Genomic DNA, 17,246 nt, shown 5'->3' with positions numbered 1-17,246 from the left:
CGGCAGGCGACTTTGTCAGCCCTTCACGCGACCACATAGGTATCAGCGGCGACCTACCGCCCCGCGATGATCGACGAGATCAGGCCGGTTGCGGTGGCGATCAGCAGATAATTGTTGTCGACCCGGACCCAGTTGTAGCCGCGCGGCGGAGGACGTAGGTGATAGCGGCCATAGTCACGCACGACATGCCCGCGGTAAGCCGGCGGAAGACGGTTTCCTTTTTTCCAGCGTGGCGGCTGGTGCCGTTGGACGTGAGGCTGAGGCGAATGCGGGCGGTGGGCGCGCGGCTGTTGAGCGTGGTGGCGCGGCGCACCATAAGCCGGCTTGCCGCCATGGTCAGGCCCGCGTTGGTAACCAGGGGCCTGCGCAAAAGCACTGGTCGAGACGAAGCATATCGCGACGGCAGCAGCGAAAAGTCGTTTCATGACGCACTCCTTAATCAAGGAGAAAACTTTTAGCATTCGATCAATGAACAAGTTCTGAATGATCATTAATTTTCTGTAATAAACCACAGATCGTGCATGATGCCGATCTCCAGAATTTCAAAGTCAGGACGATCGACGATCAATTACTATTGATAAGCATAATTTTGATTTATACAAATAAAGAACCACGCAGTGGCATGGCCTTTGTTGATAGATGGCACCCGGGCGCTTTAGGTCGCGCCGGCAAGACAAATCAATATCAGCGATGTACTTTTGGTATATCGCTGTGGAGAATAGACAAAATCGTCACAGTGGTATTGCTTATCCCCAGCAACACAGGCGCCATCCACGCGCATCAATCCTGAGAATCACAAATATTATTGGATCCATTGGACAATTTTTGCCGTACTAGTTTTTTAAATAAATTCAAATACTTAAACACGTATTCTATCTTCGGGCCTGTGCTATCCGTCTGGCTTGGCGCTCAGGCAAATACCATGTGTCGGACGGCATCAGTTCTATTTGAAACAATACCGCTGATCCGATCCGCGCGTCACCGCGCATTGCGGATTTCTCAGCGTCATCAAAAGCCCGGATTAGCGAATTTCGTTGATCGAAACGGAATCATCCCTATGCTCATCCGCGCCACAACACCCTGGCGCGGAGATCCTGAGCATCAGCCCGGCAAGGGAATATGCTCGGCACGATCGCCCGTCGGAAGGTCGAACAAGCCCTGGCCCCAGTTTTCGGCGCGCCACTGGGCCTTGGCCTCCTCGATTTTCTCCCGCGAGGACGCGACAAAGTTCCACCAGATATAGCGCGGGCCATTCAGTGTCGCGCCGCCCAGGATCATGAGCCGCGCGCCCATCTCGCCCGCTGCCACGGTAATCGGATCCCCGGGGCGAAACACCATCATCCGCCCGGCCTCGAACATCTGTCCGGCTATGGAGATCGCCCCCTGGACGTTGCCCGCGCCGAAGCGGCAGATGGTCGGGCCGTTCATCTTCTTCGATCAGGCTGGGCCGGCTGAGTTCCTCACGGGGCAAGGCATTGATGTGCGCCCGCATCCCCATATCGGGCTTGGCACGGTGACCTATCTCTATCGCGGAGATTTCCACCATCGTGACAGTCTCGGCACCGATCAGATCATCCATCCAGGCGCGCTGAACTGGATGGTCGCGGGCAGGGGCGTCACGCATTCGGAGCGTACATCAGCCGAGGGCCGAAGCGGGCCGCACAGCCTTTTCGGGATCCAGACGTGGGTGGCGTTGCCCGACACGCATGAGGCCATGCTCCCCATGTTCGAGCACCACGGCAAGGATGCCCTGCCAACGCTCGAAAGCGATGGCGTCGCGCTCAGGCTGATCCTCGGGACGGCCTATGGCGAAAAGGCCCCCGCGACGCTGTTCTCCGAGACGTTCTACGCGGATGTGGCGTTGGAGCCCGGCGCGCGTTTCCCGATGCCGGACGAGCACGAGGACAGGGGCATCTACATCGCCCGGCGTACCTCGAAACCCCCGAGATCGCGGGCGCGCGGGATGATCAGTGTCTCGATGGCATCGACGCCAATGGCGTCCGGGCAGCCAGGCACGAGCGCGGGATTCCAGCTCATGGCATCCTCCAATGGATCTCTAAGCCGGATGATACAGCGCCTGACGCCAAAATGCCGATCGTTCTGGTTGGCTTACACGGGAGAGTGAAATAGAGCGAACGATCTCACTCCACGCGCGATGGCCGTGAGACCGCGGAGCCACCACAGCTGTCGATTTTGCGCCGCTTCGCGCGCTGACATTTGATGTTGCGCGCTACAGATAAAAGTGGCGGGCTGAACCCGGCGCGAACCTGCCCTAGGTTCAACGAACCTTCAAGAACACCGCAAATAATACGTTAAGTCATTGAAATCATTGGTGGGCCCGGCAGGACTCGAACCTGCAACCAGACCGTTATGAGCGGTGACGGTGCGGGTTTTTCGCGTTTAAAATCATATACTTACGTGATCGTCTGTTCGCCAATGTTCGGCTTTGTTCACGGTGTTTCGTTGGAGATCCATTGGAGATTGATTGCTGAACGCGCAGTGGTGAGTGTTCTCGTTTTGTTCGCAATGTGACTCTCCGCACAGACCGAGCGCCCTGGCTCCATGAGACTGCGCCGAGAGGCGGCCATGGGGCCGCGAAACCCGGTGTAGAAATGGTCGACCTCCCGCCCGTGAGACTTGGCGAGCTACGAAAGGCGAGCGTCCCCCTTTCCGTCAGCTGCCCCCTGTGCAGCCACTGCGCTAGTGTCGACCCGACCAGAGTGCCCGGCCCTGACAGTCTCGATATCAAGGAGCTAACGAGCCGCTTTCGCTGCCAGAAGTGCCTGCGCCGCGGCGGGATGAGCGTCAGCGCCGAGTCCAAGCCGTGGGTCTGGCATCTGCGCCGAACGCGGCAGTTTTTCCGCATTCCCGCTATGGCCCGGATGACCCGCGACGAGGGCGAGGATGACTAGGCGGAAGGGTGAACTGTCAGCGAGCACGATCGACCGGCAATGGCCTCATCAGGTGGCCCTGCATCATCTCGTGACGCGTCGTCGCTACAATGAGATTGAAGCCTTCCGCGAAGGCAAAAATTGCCCACCGCGCGGCCATTCCGTCTGCTATCAAGGCGAATGGTACAATGTCTTCTGTTTCGCAGATGAGGCCCATGCTCTTGTGTTCGCGCACAGGTTCGAGGGCGAGATTTGCGACCCTCGCGAACGTGGCCGGGGGCGCGCCTGGGCGCAGTGGAAGAAGGGAACGGCAAAACCAAAGCGGCGAGGCTGATGTGTGCAATCTCTACTCCGTCACCAAAGGCCAGCAGGCGATCCGCGAGCTGGCGAAGGCGTTCGAGGATTACACGGGCAACCTGCAGCGCATGCCAGGCGTCTTCCCCGACTATTCCGCGCCGATCGTCCGCAACGGGCCGAACGGGCGGGCTCTGGCTCTGGCACGATGGGGAATGCCGTCCTCACAGTTCGCACTCATGCAGGCCGCGAAGAAGCGCGCCGAGAAGCTTGAGGCCAAGGGCCAGATGGTCGACTTCAAGGAGCTCTTGAAGATGGAGCCGGACAGCGGAACGACCAACGTCCGCAACACGGACAGCAAGCACTGGCAGCGCTGGCTCGGGCCGGACAACCGGTGCCTCGTGCCGTTCACCTCATTCAGCGAGTTCAACAAGGCGGCCGGCGGCGACATCTGGTTCGCCTTCGATGAGAGCAGGCCGCTCGCCTTCTTCGCCGGGATTTGGACGGAACGCTGGCCAAGCGTGCGCAAGGTCAAGACCGGGCTCGAGGTCGCCGACCTCTACGCCTTCCTGACCACGGACCCGAACGCCGAAGTGGGCGCAATCCATCCCAAGGCGATGCCCGTCATCCTCACCACCGAGGAGGATCGGGATATCTGGATGCGAGCGCCCTGGAGCGAGGCCAGGGCCCTACAGCGCCCGTTGCCGGATGGCTCATTGCAGATCGTGGCGAGAGGCGTCAAGAACGACGACGAGGGCCCAATTTAGACGGCCCGCCGCACGCTCATCTGCTGTTCAAAGTGAACCACCATTGCCGCAAGGCGCGACTGATCCATGCGATGAGTGGCCTGCTCCTTCTCCTCGCGTTGAATGGCCAGATCGACCTTCTTCTGATCACAACCCCTTTGCCGCAGAGTTTCGCGCAACTCGATCAGCCGAGCGATCCGCATTTCGCTATTGCGAATCGCGCGATCGGCCCATTTCAACTGCCAGCGGACTGTCTCTAGATCCATGCCATCCCCCGATCGCAAGGCTCGCCCCACATCAGAGAATAATGCAAAACCCTTCTAAGGCAAAGCTTGCGATGCTGAGAGCGCTTACAGTCTCAGCAGGTGCAACTATCTGCCCACCACGCCTCCAGCCGCTCGTGCAGTTCGAATGTCATCGCGATCTCCGCGTGCACATGCTCGCCATCATGCCCGATGATTAAGAGGGACTCGACAAGCGCCACTAAGAGTGACTCGCAATCCTCCGTTTGCGCGCCGCGTGCCGCGCATTCCTTCCCCTGTGCCATTTTAAAGAACCGCCCCCGCAAAGAGCCCGACCCTGGTGGGCCAGGCAACCGCAGGTTGGAAGACCGCGGCATTGGACCACGGCAGAGCGCAAGGCTCTCCCGCGGCGCCTGACCCATAGGTCGGCGCCGGTCCAATGTCGGTCGGGCTTCCAAACCCGACTTGCACCTTTTTCGCGCAAGCCGGCTGAATATGTATCAAAAGTTAATGAACTCAAAGCGGTATTTGGTTCACTGTAGTTACATTTTGTCGCGGGGTGAAACTAATAGCTGTTTGGCGTGTCGAGCCGGACGATTTCTTTTGCTAAGTTTTAGCTTTTCTCTGCTAGCGCGCTGTTCTTGGCGCGTATCGAGATACCGCGCTTATACTTTCTGCGTGTCATCTTGACCTTTACTGCGGAGACAGCGCCACCTCCCCCGCGATAGCGAAGTAGGTGGCGCCATCGACGTAGGTGTCCGGTTTGGGTTGGCCAGTTACGAGCCGGGCAACCTTTGTCAGCACCATGTCGAGCGCCTCTTGCTCGGCCGGCCCAATCTCACGCGCCGCGTAACGCCGGATCAAACGCTTGAGCTCGCCGGCGCATGCCAGGTTCACGGCGGGTGGACCGTATTCCTCATCCCGCGAGCCGCAGGTCAGTGAGATCCCCTGGCGCAGTAGCGCGGCCCTCATTGGTTCGGTCATGCATGCTCCGGATGAAGAAAGACGATAGGCTTGCGGTGTTTCCGCGCGATGTCGATCTCGGCGCGGACGCCCGCGCTCTCTGCCCAGCCCGGCATTAGCACGACCACGACAGCTGCCGCGGCATCCAGAAGCGGCCGGTCCTGATAGGCCCAAAGATCCGGATCCATCTTATCCAGGCTGCCGGCCTCAGAAACGGCGTGGCTATGTGCAATGGGCGACAGCACGCGGAAGCCACGCGCCATGAGGCGCGCGGCAATCCGGCTTGCTTCAGTCGCGGCGGCCTCTAGGCCGGCCGCATACTTGCTGTAGGGTGTGGCGAGATAGATGAAGCCCGGCACGTGGCGAAGGTCTTCCAGCGCCAGGCCGGCGCCTTGGCATGCGTTGCACATCATGCCGCCTCCCGCCAAGATACCCAGTCCGCCGGCGTAGCCTTCCGCTCCTCGACCTTCACCGCCCATCGACTGGTAATGCCACGCGTCGGATGGACGAACCAAAGCGGCTGTGAGGGTTCGCTTGGCGGCGCCCTAAGCGCGTTCTTCGCATACTCGTCAAACCCCTTGAGGGTGTTGGCGACGATCGCACGCGGCAACCAAAGCTCCTGGTGCCAATGGCCCATGAGCAGGATGTCATAGTCATTGCCGAGGGACGTCGCCTGGCCTCTGGTCTTCACCTCGCCACGCATAATCGGCCCGATCGAACCGATGATCCCGTCGCCACCCTTCACGCCCAGCATGTCGCCATGCATGGCCAGATACCGCTGGCCATAGACCCGATAGTGCACCTCGTTGGAGGCGCGGATGTCAATCTGCACTCGCGGGTCATCCGCGAAGTGCCTTTGCAGGAGCTGATAAATCAGCCAATCAAAGTTTTTGTAGACGTAGCGCTTGAATTCCGGCTTCGGCGTGCCCCTGCCGTGGTTGCCCGCCGTGCAGGGCACGTAGACCTTGCCGAAGATCGCGGCCATGCGCTCCAGACCAGCAATGAGCAGATCGCGGCAGCGAAGGGCGGCCGGGATGACTTCCTCGTCATCGGTCTTTGCCAGTTCCGGGTGAAGCCCGCCCGACACAAAGTCGCCGAGCAGATTGACCACGATACCAGGATAGCTTTTCGGCCCGTGGTTGGCGCAGATGTCGATCGTGGCATCTAGAAGGCGCCGGACCCGTCGCTCGGCGATCTCAATGTTGTAGGCGTTGCAGCCGCCGACTTCATCGCGGCTTACGACCTCGCCCATGTGCCAGTCGGACCAGATCGTCACGGGCACTTCGGGCGTCTTTGTGGCTGATGCTGCCGGAATCCGCGTCAACCAATCAGGCGGGCTTTCAGGCGCAGCGCCCATAACACCCAGCGCATCAAGCACGACCTCATCGGCGAGATGGCCTCGCTGTGCCTCGCGCAGCTTGGCGCGGAGGTCATTCACCTCGTCCTGCAAGCGGACGATCTTTCGATCGGCCACCACGAGCTCGGCAGGCGTGGCCGGTTGCGGGGCAGGCTTGGGGGCGGCGCCTCCAGCCCCTCCCCGCAGTCGGTTCTGTAATGTGGAGCGAGCGATGCCAAGAGCGGCTGCTGCCTTCACCTGCGAGCCATGGGCGGCCAAAGCCTCGGCCGCCTCTCTTGCTTGTTCATCCGTGACGGGTGCCTGCATCAGATGTCCCTCGCCATCAGCATGCAGGCAACGGACGCTGGCACGACATAGCCGAGTCGAGCAATGGATCCCGAGATGCCGGTCTGCACGAGCATCACCCCGACATTGACACCAATCACGTTGCCCTTCGCGTCAAAGGTCGGCCCACCGCTGACACCTGGAATGATCGTAGCGTCGGCCACGAACACCCGCTTCCACGGGCCATACTCACGCGCCTCGCCACCGACCCGGCCGTAGGTCTTGATGAACTTCAGGTCGTTCGGATTGCCGGCGATCGTGATGTCTTCGCCGGGTATGGCCTCGCGGCAGGAGAGCGGCGCAACCTTCGCCTGGACATTGGCCCTCATAAGCGCCACGTCATACGCCTTATTCGACCAGAGCACGGTGCCCTTAATGGTGACGTTGGCATCGGTCGTGACATCCATGGTGGTTTCGTCACGCACGACATGCGCGGCCGTGAGAATGTAACCCTCCCCGATGTGCACGCCGGACCCGTGGCCGCGCGCGTCGCCGAGATAAACGACCGATCCGGCCTTGGGCGTAGGGGCCGGGGCCTGCGCCGACACCAGGAAAAGCACGAGCACGGCAGCGCACGCGGCGCCAAAAATCTGAGCCGCGAGATATAGGGGCTTGCGCATATGGCCCTCCGTTACTGTCGGGATGCGAGCTTGTCGAAGGCTTGGTCGAGGCGGTCGCCAATGCGGTTGATCGCGGCGACAAGCCTGTCCTCGACCTGCTGAATCACGCTGTTGGTGGTGTAGTTCTTCGCGACTTCGACCTGAAATTCGGTCAGCGCCCGGCGAGTTGCGGTCACCTGCTCCCGAATGGCGTCGATCTCGTGCGCCGCGTCCTGTTGCACCGCTCGGATCTGGTTGTGCTGATGGCGCAGCGCAGCAGCGATCGCGCCAACAACGGCCACGCAAGCCGAGACGGCCCCGAATAGGAAAGAAAATTCCATCATGAAGCTTTCGGGGACAGGCGTGAATCCCTGTCCCGGTAGAAGTCGCGCAGAGCGGCCTTGCCCTCCCCGCACTCGACAAGGTTGGCGCGGTCCTGTCCCCAAAGGCGCTCGACTTCATGCTGTGCGAGCCTACGCTTGGGCAAAGGGACGGTATCGGCGCAGTCCTTCTCCAGTTCAGCGGGAGGAGGACTTAGAACCGGCGGCTGGGCGACGAATTTTGTCGAGCCGCATGCTGCTGTCAGCGCCAACACCGCAAGCATCGCGCAGAGGATCTTGATCTGCCGCATCGGCGATTTCCTTCAGGAGGGATTGGAGTCGGTCGCGGCTCTTGGTGAGGCGCTCGACCTGTTCGCGGGCCACGGCTTGGGCCGCCTCATTGGCGATCCACTGGCGCTCGCGTTCCGCGGCGGTGGCGCGCTCAACGGCAAGTGTCACCTCCGCCTTGCCCACCGAGCGGCCAGAGCGATATTGCCAGGCGCCGTAGCCCCAGAACGCGGCGGGCACGGTGGCGGCCAGAGCAAGCGCCACATAGATCACTGCCGGGCTCACGCCCAGCAGTGCGGCTATCCATTTCATTCGACGTGCCTCCAAGACTTTCGGCGCCGGATATCACTGACTGTCGTGAAGTGGAGTCCGAGTTCGGCGGCGATCGTTTTCAAGGGCCTTTGGTCCAGCCGGATCCGCCGAACCGCCTCTTCGTCGACGAGTGCGTTGCCGTTTGCGCCGCCACGTTGAGGCGCGGGTCGATGGCGCCCCTTGGCCTTCATGTCGCTGGAGTTGTCTTGAGCGGTGCCGCAGAACAAGTGTGCCGGGTTCCAGCAAGCGCGGACATCGCAAGAATGGCAAACAAACTCCCCGGTGGGGATTGAGCCATGAAGTAGTTCGTAGGATAGCCTATGCACCCTACGCGCTCGACGGTCGACGTTGAGCTCTCCATACCCATTATGGGTCTTGGATCCGGTCCACAGCCAGCATCCACTTTGCTCATCGATTTTTGTGAATGACATAAGTCGATGGAGAAGTTTGACTTCCCGATCGAAGGCCGCCTCAGATTTTGAACTTAGACCATCGCCCCCGTGGCCCGTCGTCGTCGACTTCTCCGCGCTCGGCCATGAGGCGGCGTTTCCCGTTGTCATCGAATACTGCTCCAAAAACGTACGAGCCGATGATGGCGACGGCCGCGCCGATCAGGCCCACGGCGACCTGACCAAACAGAGCGCTGTCTGTGCCCACAAAGACGATGTAGGCGAGCATGATGGCGATGTAGCCAAGCGCGCCGAACACGACGCGCCGCCGGATTTTCCAGTTGTCCTTGGAGACGCGGGCGACGTCATCAGCCATTGCCGAACGCCGCCAGGAAATCCCGATGATACCCGGCGATCAACTGAGCCTTGTCAGTGCCATTGATGATTCGACGCGCGTTTGCGGGATCGTCCTTGGTTCGGCTGAAGTAATCGGCGAGCCGCTTGCCGGTGAACCAGCCGTCTCGCATACCGGCAAACATAATGGCAGTGGCGAAGTCCGGCCGCATGGCCGCGTCGGGATCCGCAACAAGGTCGTGCTGGACGACGTCGGACGCGCGGGCGTAGTTGCGACGGCCGGTCAGTTGGACATAGCCGCGCCCATGAAAGAGCGCGCCATCCCCCGGTCGGGTGTTGCCGAGCTCCGTCGCTACACGGGGTCGCTCGCCACGGATGTCGTACATGCGCGTGAAATAAGCCGCCCCTCCCCTCTCTCGGATCGGCTGCATGGTCGCTGCGGTTTCGTGGTAGGTCGTGGCCAGCATGTAGGCCAGCCATCGCCGGTCGTCGCTGATAGCCAGCGCAGCCCAAGCGTCGAGGATCGTTTCCATCCCGTCGACCTGGCTTTGCACGAGCGCACCGCCAAACGGCCGTTTTCGCACGGCGCTGTAGAATGCGGCGCGGCTCATTGGTCGCGCTCAATGGTTTGCTTGGTGGCGTGGGTGATGGCGCCCCAGTCCGAAGACGCGGACGCGCACGCGCTCAGCGCGGCGGCGAGAGCCACCACGAGAAGGAGGGATTTCATTGATGTCTCCGAACGTTTATCCGCCTTGCGACGCGAGCTTGGCCGTGATTGGCTAGAAATGCCTGCTTACCTCCAGGCCGAAGCCTCCGGCCGAGATTGCCCCCAGCGAAGCGGCCGGGGGCGGCTTGCTAGCCGAGACGAGCTATGTTCCGATGGCAGACCTCAACACCGCTCCCCCGGCGATGAGGTAGCGCCCCCGGCCGCGACATGCCCTCCCCGGCAGAGCTGCGGCTGGGGGCGGGCCAATTCCCGTCAATCCGGTATCGGCGAAAACAGCATGTCCGAATCCAGGATCATGCGAGGGACAGCCTCAAGCACGGGGAGAAAGCGCGCGAATGCGGGATCGTTCATCACGTTGGCGTTCGCCGCATACTTCCCCTGCACTTCCACAGGCGCGTAGGGGTTGTTGATCAGGCGAGGATCGAGGAAGGTCAGCGGGTCATTCAATTCAACCACTGCATCGCGCTGCACGTCATCGAAAACACAGAACGTTCGGACTGTATCGGTCATAGGGCGTTGATCCCGGCTTTGTAGGTTTGCAGCATTTGGCGAAAGGCCAGCTCTTTGCCGGGTATGGCGGCGCCGAGGGCGGCAAAGCGCAGCGTCCGGCTGCTGAAGCTGGAGGGCGTACGGCCGCCAAGCCGCACGCCGGCTTGAGGTAGGCCCTCGGATAAACTGTCGGTCTTTTCAGCGAGCAGAGCGTCATTCTTCCATGCCCGCACCGTCGAGCCGTCGAGCCTCTGCAGGCCATACAGCCCCGCCGAGGTCGTTATGCCATTGGCGGTCAACTGGTTTGAGCTCGCCACACTGTTGATGGAGAAGATCGCCTGGTTCGTCGTCGTGGTGCGTGAAACGATCGCCAACACATACCCCTGCCCCGCCCCAGCATCGACCATGCCGGTGTTGGGGACGTCGTCGACGATGTCGAGCCACAGGCAAGCGTCATCACGCTGATAAAGCGTGCCCGCGCCGAGCGTCATTCCTGACACCGTCAGATAGCTGGTCGCGCCGTCGCATTTCGTTCCGACCTTATCGGTATGCACCGGCGCGTTAGCGCGTCCCAGCGTGTACTTGGTCTTATCGCCAAACATGTTGATGATGTATTTGGCCGGCCCGATCGCACCGAGATCGTGAAAGGAATCGAACGACCAGAAGACATCGATATCCTTGGCATTGACGTAGAGATCGCTGAGGACGCGCTTGTATGCCGAGGAGATCCCGCCGCCGTCGATCAGCTCATAATACCCAAAGAGCTCCAGTGCATCCGAGTCATAGCTTGGCGGCCGAATGCGACGGATCGTTGCCGCGGCGGACGGCAGCGAGATGCCAAGCGCTAGCCCGGTCATTCCGCGACCTCGCCACTGAGGAGCCAATACGCAGCGTTGCCACCCGCATTATCGCGCACGCGGAGAAAGCCCTGCGCATCCTTGGCGGCCGATTTCGTCATCTCCAGAGCATTGTGTGCACCGGCGAAGGTGATCCGACCCGCGCCGAGCTGCGCCCATCCACAATGCCATCCCTCCGGCATATTGGCCGGCAAAGTGACAGTGATCGCCGTTGCCGCCGTAAAGTCGTGATACTTGCCGATGTTCTCTGCCAGGAGCGTGTAGCTGGTATCGGGGATCACGATGCGCACAACAGGCGCGGAAACAATGAGCGACTCTGCATTTGTCGCCGCATTCTGGGCTGCCGCGGCGTCTTCCTCGACCTGACCGGCCAAGATTTCCAGCGCCTCGGCCGTGCTGTCGACGGTGGCCTTGGCGACGGCTACCGCAGCCTGCGCCGTGGCGACCGCCTGCGCCTTGGCGGTAACGTCATTTCGCAACAGAGACAGTTCAGACATTGCCGCGTCGACGGCTCTCTGCGCATCGGCCAGAACTGCGATCTTGGCGTCAGTGGCAACTCCATTTGCCGCCGCTCGATTGTTCTCTGCCGTCGCACGTGCCAGCAGCGCGGCAACATCGGTCAGGGCCTTGTTCGCAAGATCGAGTGCGGCAAGGGCTGATGCCGTGCCCTGAACGTCAGTGCTGATTGTCATGGATGGTCCTGAATGGAAATGCGGGCCTACGTGCCGCTCTTGCGCTTGGCTTCGATGCTTGAGGTGTAGCCGGACTTGGAGAAGTCGTGATCGACCGAGTCGATGATCCAGTCGACGTCATCGACGCCGGGCCGAACGCCCTGGAGAACAAGCGGTGCGCCGGCGGATGCATGCGGCGCGCCGAGGACCGTCACGGACAGGGTGTCCGCGTCCGCCTTCTTCTCCTTGGCGATCGCGCCGGCTGCAGCCTTCGCCTCATCCTCGGAACCGAACGGGTCGGGGATGCGGAACGCGGCCCCGCCGAGCGGGTCGCTTTCGATCTCTGTCTCGACGCGCTTCTGCTTGCCGCGGTCCTGGAAAATCGCGGTGACCTTCTCATGCCTGCCGCGGTCGGCGAAGCGCACGCGGCAGGTGTTGGGGAGGATCATGTCGCGCGTGACGACAAAGGGCGTGAGAGCCTCGCCGGCCGCGCTTGTGGCCTCACCTCGTGGCGCAAAGATCAGCTTGCCGTTCTTCGGCGCGAAGATCGCGCCGTGGCGCTTGGCCATGCGGGTCAGGAAGTGGAGATCAGACTCGTCTTGCTGACCGACCCAGTCATATTTGAACTGGCCGATACTGGCGCCGATGGCGGGCTCGAGCCCGTGCTCCTGGGCGATCTCCTCGACAATCTCTTTCAACGACTTGCCGTCCCAGTGGCGTTCCTTCCGCCCCTTCATTTCCTTGCGGACGTCGGCGGATTTTCCCGAAATGCGGATGCCGTACGGCAGGCACTCGACCTCCACCGAATCCACAATGAAGGAGCCCATGTGCACGACACCGGAGTCCTCATAGCCGAGGCTCACGCGGATATCGTCACCGCGCTCAGGGATCTCGAGGAAGGGATTGCCGTCCTGAACCTCGATCTCCACCGCATCGGAATCAAAGCCGGCATGATCCGCCACCTTCAGCGAGATCAGCCGGGAATAGAAGGCACCCGTAACAGGGGTGCCGTTCACGGTTACTTCCGCTCTGGGATAATGCATGCGTTATCCCCAGAGCTTCTTCGGCTGTGTGGCGGCGCTGGCCTTGGGCAGGTCCGGAAAGGTGATGGTGACGCCTGCGGGCAGCTTAGCGCCGAACGACGCCAGGCCCCTATTGGCAGCGAGGACCGCTTCCGCTGTATCGCGATGCCGGCCGTAGATGCGCTGGCAAAGCATGTCGAGCATGTCACCGTCGATCGTGGTGTATGTCGTTGCCATCAGAACAGCCTCAGAAGCGAAGTCGCCGCGGATGCCGCACTACTGCCGGAAACACGACGCAGTTGCAGCGAGTAGGACAGCATCTGAGGGGCGCCGTATGCGTCGTGATAGGCGCGATCCTCGTCAACGCCCTCGATCACATGCGGGCCGTAGATTCGACCGGCCAACGAAACGAACATCAGTGACTGACCAGACAGGGCCGCCCCGCGAAGGCCGTCGAGGGTGTCCATGCCCCCGAACTCTTCCGGAAACAGGACGCCCTCAACCGTCACCTCGTCGGACTTCGGGCCGAGCCACTGGAGCGCCTCCAGCCGATCGACAACTTGCTGGGCGGCCCAGGGCGTCGACAGCTTGCGCTTGACGCCCTGGTAACCGAAACCGATCGCGGTAAAAGCGAAGGGGCCTAGCGCGAGTGTTACTGGTCCCGCCATCACTGCGCTCCGTCATGTAGCGAACCGTCCTGACGGTTCTTAAAGCTCGCGCCGACTGAGCGGCCGACAGCAGCCTGCGCTTGCTGTGCGGCAGGGCCAACCATGTTCAGTTTTCGCAGCAGGCGATCCACGAAGCTTTCCGCGTCGGCGATCGAAGAGACGTCGACTTGGGGCCGCGCGACCACGTCAAGGGATGCCTTGATGTCGTTGCCGGCTTCCTCAGCCTTGGCCTTGGCTTCGTCGAGCGCCGCGGTGTCGACCGTGGGCTGGGGATTCGGGCCCATCACCTCTGGCCGGCTAGGCGGCAGCGGAGCGCTTTGCGGCAAGCTGCCGTTATGGAACGGGTTCAGTGGTCCGGGGGCGTCGATCTCGGGCAAAACGATCGGCTTAGTGTCGAGCTTGCTAACTGCCTTCTCAAGGTCAGCGATCGTCTGCGTGATGCGTGCCTTCTCCGCCTCAAGCGGCGAAGCAAGCGTTGCCGCCACATCGGGCAACTTGCTCTTGGAGTAGATGTCGCCGAGCTTGGCGTTGATCTCATCGAGTTGCTGGGTGTACTCGCTGAGCCTCGCCCTGCCCTCGTCCTTGTCACCTTTGATATCTGCAGGGTTGTGCGTGGAGCCCGAAAGGACTTGACCAGCAACGCCCGTAGCATAGTCGATAACTTCGACGCCCGCAGCGATGCCGGTAACGACACCAACGGTTTTCAGCCCCTTGTTGAGCAGCCCGCCGCGTCTTTTGCCACCCTTCCCTCCGACCACGTCAGGCACGCCACCACCACCGGCAGCACCCAGTCGAGCGGCGGCAACGTTCAGGGCGGCAGCCGACTCAAGAAGGGCGGGGCCAGCCGCACCAAGACCGACAATGCCGGCCAGCGTCTTGAATGCCCCGACAGCACCAAGCGCTGCCGCAGTCGCGCCGAATGCAGTCGCAACCCTCCGCGCCGGCTCCGACAAGTTGGAGATCGCGTCGAGCGCGTTTCCAATCTTGTCAAAGCTCCACGTCAGCCAAGTTGCATTGGCCTCACCGATCGACTGTGTGAGTGTCTCGACCGATCCCTTCAGGCGTTCGAACGCGCCGCCAAGCCCGGCCATCATCTCGTCAGCAATCTTCTTTCCGAAGTCGTCTGGCGTATTGGTCAGCGACTCTCGATCTTGGGAGAACTGGCCGAACGCCTTCGCGAGCATCGCGCCTCGGCCGCCCTGACGGTCGGTGAAAAACGCATTCAGAATACCGAGGGACGGATCCTTGCTAAGGATGGCTGCAAGCAGGCCTTCCGCATCGACGCTTTCCACCGAGAATTTGTGGAACTCGCCCACTTTCTTGGCGAGCGTCTGGGCGTCCTTCGCCTTCATCTTGCCCTTGTTCGTCTTCTCGAATAGGTCTGACACCGCTTCAGTCACAGCGGCCGTGAATGCTCCACGGTCGTTGATGATCTCGGTGTCATCCAGAACATCAGCGAGACGCTCGCGGATCTCTGGCGTGAACCCCTTGCCGAAGTCCTGCTTAAATTTGCCCTCGAGCGCATCGACCGAGAGGCCGCCAGGCATCGTAGTGTACTTGCTGTAGTCAATGCCCGTGGAAGCTAGCGCCGCAAGACCCTTTTGTGTGGGCGCGACAAGCTTGCCAGCTGCCGAGCGCAGGAAGACACCGGCCTCATCGCCACGCACGCCGGCGCGACGGAGTCCCACGGCCAGGGCCGCCTTCGTCTCATCGGAAAGACCCGCGACCGTGCCTGACGCGCCCCCGTATTTCCAAAACTGCTGAACGTCCTCGTCCGACAGGCCGCCAAGCTTGGCCATTCGGATGGACATGTTACTGGCGCGGCGGGCTTCCTTGATGGCCTTCTCCGGCGTGGAAATATCCTTGCCGGTGGACGCAAGAAAGCCGCGTATCGCTTCGGCGCTCTCGGTCATATCCGCCCGCATGGCGAGCGCGTAGTTCTTTGCCTCTTCGATGATGCTGTTGGCGACCTGCGCGCGAGGCATATTCTCAGGAAGGCCCTGCATCACCGCCGTCTGCGCGTGCACCACGTCGAGGTTCGTGAACTGGGTGTCCTGGCCAATGCGCTTCGCCTGGGGGATCAGGTACTTGTCCTGGTCCTCCTTTTTGACGCCAGCATACGCCCGCTGAGCCCGGACGCCGATATCAAACTCGGCAGCGGAAACGATCGCCCGTTCGGCGAACTGCCTGCCGCGGTAGGCAACATAGCCGCCCGCTACGCCGCCTGCGACGCCCATTGCCTCGCGGCGATTCGCACTCCGCTGTGCCGCGGCCTTCGTCCGAGCAAGCAGGCGCTCTTGTTCGCGGAGAGAGCGGTTGGCGGCGTCAACGCCGGCCTTCATCGCCTGCTCGGCTGATCCGACCCGTCGAATGTTTACGCCAAAGCCCTCGATGGCTCGACGCGCGGAAACAAACGCCTCGCGCTGCTGGCGAAATGATGCCGCGGCCCCGCTTACGGCTTGTTGGGCGCGCCTGTAGTCAGCGGCGAGCTTCTTGCTCGGCTCGCCAGCCGCTCTCATCTGCTGCGCGAGCTCTTTGACTCGCGCTTGCGCCTCGCGGAATGCCTTGTTGGCATTGGAAAAGGCGTCCTTGGTCTTGCCGAATTTCTCGACAGCCTTGGTGAAATCCGCCGCACGCTTCTTGGCGTCATCTAGCCCCTTCGAGGACCTGTTGACGCCGTCGAGCGCTGCGGCCGCCTTCTTAGATGGGCCGGAGAGCTGGTCGATCAGTTTGATGACCAGCGAGGATGTTTTTGTGGTCATCGCGTCCCGGCCTTGGCCTTCAGAACCTTCAGGGCGCCCTCGTGATAGCGCCACGCCTTGTCGAGCGGCATGCCCTCGACATCAGTCAGGGAGGTGTGCAGGACGTGCGCAATCAGTATGGCAACGTCCATCCACCCCCTCCCTATGGGGCGTTTCCCCAAAGATCGCCGGTCTTGTCGATGATAACGTTGTAGTCCTTGGCGGAGACCTTGCGAAACTCCGCGATAGGAATGCCGGCCATCGAGGCAAGAATCGTCGCAAGGCGCGCGGTGTCGCCAACAATCCCGTCGCCCTCGATAAGATCTCCCACAGTAGCCGGGCGGAAGGTCAAGCTGGACAGGTCGACGCCTTCATGCTGGATTGGACGCGAGAGGGGAACCGTGACTGTATCGGTCATGCGTGAAACCTTTTTGGGGGATGGGGAATGAAGCGCGCGCTTTTGGCGGCTGCAGTGATTGCGGCCGCGACATCGGCTCATGCGGATTGGTTGTTTCAGGGCGGGGAGGACCCACTCGACGATCAGAAAATCGGCTTCATCCTCACGGTGCAGGAGAAGACGCCGCGACCGTTTATCATCGGCTTTAAATGCTGGCAGGGCGAGAAGGACGAGACGCTCTTGATCTTGACAACGCCACTGCCTCACAATGCGGGTGGCGCATACAAGGATGAGGTTGACGTTGTTGTACGCGTCGACAAAGGAGAAAAACGAGACGTCTCCCTAAATCTCATTGATGTTGACGGAAAGATCGCCTTCCGCGTTAGTGCAGAGCGTGAGCCAGTAATTCATGAAATCATCAAAGAAGTCGGCGCTGCAAAGAACAGGATTGTGGTCGGGATAGCTGACCAGATTATTACGTTCCCTGCGAAAGGTAGCGCGAACGCGGTCCGCAAATTCAACACCACCTGCGAGGACACAAAGAAGCCTGCGACCTAACCCTCATCTCCACCCCATCACCCAGTCGAAGCGGGCC

The 17,246-nt window shown here is 61.3% G+C and carries 23 protein-coding genes and 3 pseudogenes; 4 read left to right on the top strand and 22 right to left on the bottom strand.

Annotated elements, in window-relative coordinates; all coding sequences use genetic code 11:
• Positions 1-53 precede the first annotated feature (53 nt).
• Together KIO74_RS00985 and KIO74_RS00980 are read right to left on the bottom strand one after the other, a co-directional pair.
• A complete protein-coding gene (locus KIO74_RS00985) occupies positions 54-491 on the bottom strand; it encodes an RcnB family protein (RefSeq protein ID WP_249730820.1) in 438 nt (145 codons plus the stop codon).
• A gap of 610 nt (positions 492-1,101) precedes the next feature.
• A pseudogene (locus tag KIO74_RS00980) lies at positions 1,102-1,389 on the bottom strand (pirin-like C-terminal cupin domain-containing protein); the annotation flags it as partial.
• On the opposite strand from KIO74_RS00980, the pseudogene KIO74_RS00975 reads away from it, so the two are divergent.
• A pseudogene (locus KIO74_RS00975) lies at positions 1,370-1,921 on the top strand (pirin family protein); the annotation flags it as partial. The pseudogenes KIO74_RS00980 and KIO74_RS00975 overlap by 20 nt on opposite strands.
• Here KIO74_RS00975 and KIO74_RS31555 read toward each other — a convergent pair.
• Positions 1,918-2,037: pseudogene (locus KIO74_RS31555) on the bottom strand (pirin family protein); the annotation flags it as partial. The pseudogenes KIO74_RS00975 and KIO74_RS31555 sit on opposite strands and share 4 nt — an antisense overlap.
• 867 nt (positions 2,038-2,904) lie before the next feature.
• Between KIO74_RS31555 and KIO74_RS00970 the strand changes: the two are divergent.
• Together KIO74_RS00970 and KIO74_RS00965 are read left to right on the top strand one after the other, a co-directional pair.
• Positions 2,905-3,225, top strand: a complete 321-nt coding sequence (locus KIO74_RS00970; protein WP_213329651.1) for a hypothetical protein — start codon at positions 2,905-2,907, stop codon at positions 3,223-3,225.
• A 1-nt stretch (position 3,226) separates the two neighbouring features.
• On the top strand, positions 3,227-3,952 hold the full coding sequence (locus KIO74_RS00965) for an SOS response-associated peptidase (RefSeq protein ID WP_213329648.1): 726 nt from the start codon (positions 3,227-3,229) through the stop codon (positions 3,950-3,952).
• On the opposite strand, the gene KIO74_RS00960 is transcribed toward KIO74_RS00965, so the two are convergent.
• The 19 genes from KIO74_RS00960 to KIO74_RS00875 form a co-directional block, all read right to left on the bottom strand.
• Positions 3,949-4,197, bottom strand: a complete 249-nt coding sequence (locus KIO74_RS00960) for a hypothetical protein (RefSeq protein WP_213329645.1) — start codon at positions 4,195-4,197, stop codon at positions 3,949-3,951. The two genes, KIO74_RS00965 and KIO74_RS00960, sit on opposite strands and share 4 nt — an antisense overlap.
• Positions 4,198-4,866: 669 nt before the next feature.
• A complete protein-coding gene (locus tag KIO74_RS00955; RefSeq protein WP_213329642.1) occupies positions 4,867-5,157 on the bottom strand; it encodes a DUF6378 domain-containing protein in 291 nt (96 codons plus the stop codon).
• Entirely contained in the window at positions 5,154-5,549 is a 396-nt protein-coding gene (locus KIO74_RS00950) for a DUF1937 family protein (RefSeq protein WP_213329639.1), read from the bottom strand. The genes KIO74_RS00955 and KIO74_RS00950 overlap by 4 nt, the downstream gene beginning before the upstream one ends.
• On the bottom strand, positions 5,546-6,799 hold the full coding sequence (locus KIO74_RS00945; protein WP_213329636.1) for a hypothetical protein: 1,254 nt from the start codon (positions 6,797-6,799) through the stop codon (positions 5,546-5,548). The genes KIO74_RS00950 and KIO74_RS00945 overlap by 4 nt, the downstream gene beginning before the upstream one ends.
• Entirely contained in the window at positions 6,799-7,437 is a 639-nt protein-coding gene (locus tag KIO74_RS00940; RefSeq protein WP_213329633.1) for a trypsin-like peptidase domain-containing protein, read from the bottom strand. Before KIO74_RS00940 ends, KIO74_RS00945 begins: the two co-directional genes overlap by 1 nt.
• 11 nt (positions 7,438-7,448) lie before the next feature.
• Positions 7,449-7,760, bottom strand: a complete 312-nt coding sequence (locus tag KIO74_RS00935) for a hypothetical protein (protein WP_213323388.1) — start codon at positions 7,758-7,760, stop codon at positions 7,449-7,451.
• Between the two features lie 174 nt (positions 7,761-7,934).
• On the bottom strand, positions 7,935-8,336 hold the full coding sequence (locus KIO74_RS00930; protein WP_213329630.1) for a hypothetical protein: 402 nt from the start codon (positions 8,334-8,336) through the stop codon (positions 7,935-7,937).
• On the bottom strand, positions 8,333-8,767 hold the full coding sequence (locus tag KIO74_RS32600) for an HNH endonuclease signature motif containing protein (RefSeq protein ID WP_366520184.1): 435 nt from the start codon (positions 8,765-8,767) through the stop codon (positions 8,333-8,335). The genes KIO74_RS00930 and KIO74_RS32600 overlap by 4 nt, the downstream gene beginning before the upstream one ends.
• 40 nt (positions 8,768-8,807) lie before the next feature.
• Positions 8,808-9,101 (bottom strand): hypothetical protein, encoded by a 294-nt coding sequence (locus KIO74_RS00920; RefSeq protein WP_213329624.1) that lies wholly within the window; start codon positions 9,099-9,101, stop codon positions 8,808-8,810.
• Positions 9,094-9,690 carry a hypothetical protein gene (locus tag KIO74_RS00915; protein ID WP_213329621.1) on the bottom strand — a complete coding sequence of 199 codons (597 nt, stop codon included), beginning with the start codon at positions 9,688-9,690 and terminating at the stop codon, positions 9,094-9,096. The genes KIO74_RS00920 and KIO74_RS00915 overlap by 8 nt, the downstream gene beginning before the upstream one ends.
• Positions 9,691-10,058: 368 nt before the next feature.
• Entirely contained in the window at positions 10,059-10,316 is a 258-nt protein-coding gene (locus tag KIO74_RS00910; RefSeq protein ID WP_213329618.1) for a hypothetical protein, read from the bottom strand.
• Positions 10,313-11,152, bottom strand: a complete 840-nt coding sequence (locus KIO74_RS00905) for a hypothetical protein (protein WP_213329615.1) — start codon at positions 11,150-11,152, stop codon at positions 10,313-10,315. The genes KIO74_RS00910 and KIO74_RS00905 overlap by 4 nt, the downstream gene beginning before the upstream one ends.
• Positions 11,149-11,844 carry a hypothetical protein gene (locus KIO74_RS00900; RefSeq protein WP_213329612.1) on the bottom strand — a complete coding sequence of 232 codons (696 nt, stop codon included), beginning with the start codon at positions 11,842-11,844 and terminating at the stop codon, positions 11,149-11,151. Before KIO74_RS00900 ends, KIO74_RS00905 begins: the two co-directional genes overlap by 4 nt.
• A gap of 26 nt (positions 11,845-11,870) precedes the next feature.
• The gene (locus tag KIO74_RS00895; RefSeq protein WP_213329609.1) at positions 11,871-12,866 is read right to left on the bottom strand and encodes a phage late control D family protein; all 996 of its coding nucleotides are present in this window, start codon (positions 12,864-12,866) and stop codon (positions 11,871-11,873) included.
• A gap of 3 nt (positions 12,867-12,869) precedes the next feature.
• Positions 12,870-13,082: a tail protein X gene (locus KIO74_RS00890; RefSeq protein ID WP_213329606.1), complete on the bottom strand. Its 213-nt coding sequence runs from the start codon at positions 13,080-13,082 to the stop codon at positions 12,870-12,872.
• Positions 13,082-13,513, bottom strand: coding sequence for a phage tail protein (locus KIO74_RS00885; protein WP_213329603.1), 432 nt, complete (start codon positions 13,511-13,513; stop codon positions 13,082-13,084). The genes KIO74_RS00890 and KIO74_RS00885 overlap by 1 nt, the downstream gene beginning before the upstream one ends.
• The gene (locus KIO74_RS00880) at positions 13,513-15,855 is read right to left on the bottom strand and encodes a phage tail tape measure protein (protein ID WP_213329601.1); all 2,343 of its coding nucleotides are present in this window, start codon (positions 15,853-15,855) and stop codon (positions 13,513-13,515) included. The genes KIO74_RS00885 and KIO74_RS00880 overlap by 1 nt, the downstream gene beginning before the upstream one ends.
• 416 nt (positions 15,856-16,271) lie before the next feature.
• Positions 16,272-16,406 (bottom strand): hypothetical protein, encoded by a 135-nt coding sequence (locus KIO74_RS32115; RefSeq protein WP_283771430.1) that lies wholly within the window; start codon positions 16,404-16,406, stop codon positions 16,272-16,274.
• An 11-nt stretch (positions 16,407-16,417) separates the two neighbouring features.
• The gene (locus KIO74_RS00875) at positions 16,418-16,672 is read right to left on the bottom strand and encodes a phage tail assembly protein (protein WP_213323378.1); all 255 of its coding nucleotides are present in this window, start codon (positions 16,670-16,672) and stop codon (positions 16,418-16,420) included.
• 27 nt (positions 16,673-16,699) lie between these two features.
• On the opposite strand from KIO74_RS00875, the gene KIO74_RS00870 reads away from it, so the two are divergent.
• Positions 16,700-17,209: a hypothetical protein gene (locus KIO74_RS00870; protein WP_213329598.1), complete on the top strand. Its 510-nt coding sequence runs from the start codon at positions 16,700-16,702 to the stop codon at positions 17,207-17,209.
• Positions 17,210-17,246 lie beyond the last annotated feature (37 nt).

It is taken from the genome of Chelatococcus sp. HY11 (assembly GCF_018398335.1).
Taxonomy (GTDB): Bacteria; Pseudomonadota; Alphaproteobacteria; order Rhizobiales; family Beijerinckiaceae; genus Chelatococcus.
The sequence above is the reverse complement of the archived record's forward strand: the minus strand, read 5'-3'. Positions and strand labels throughout refer to the sequence as shown.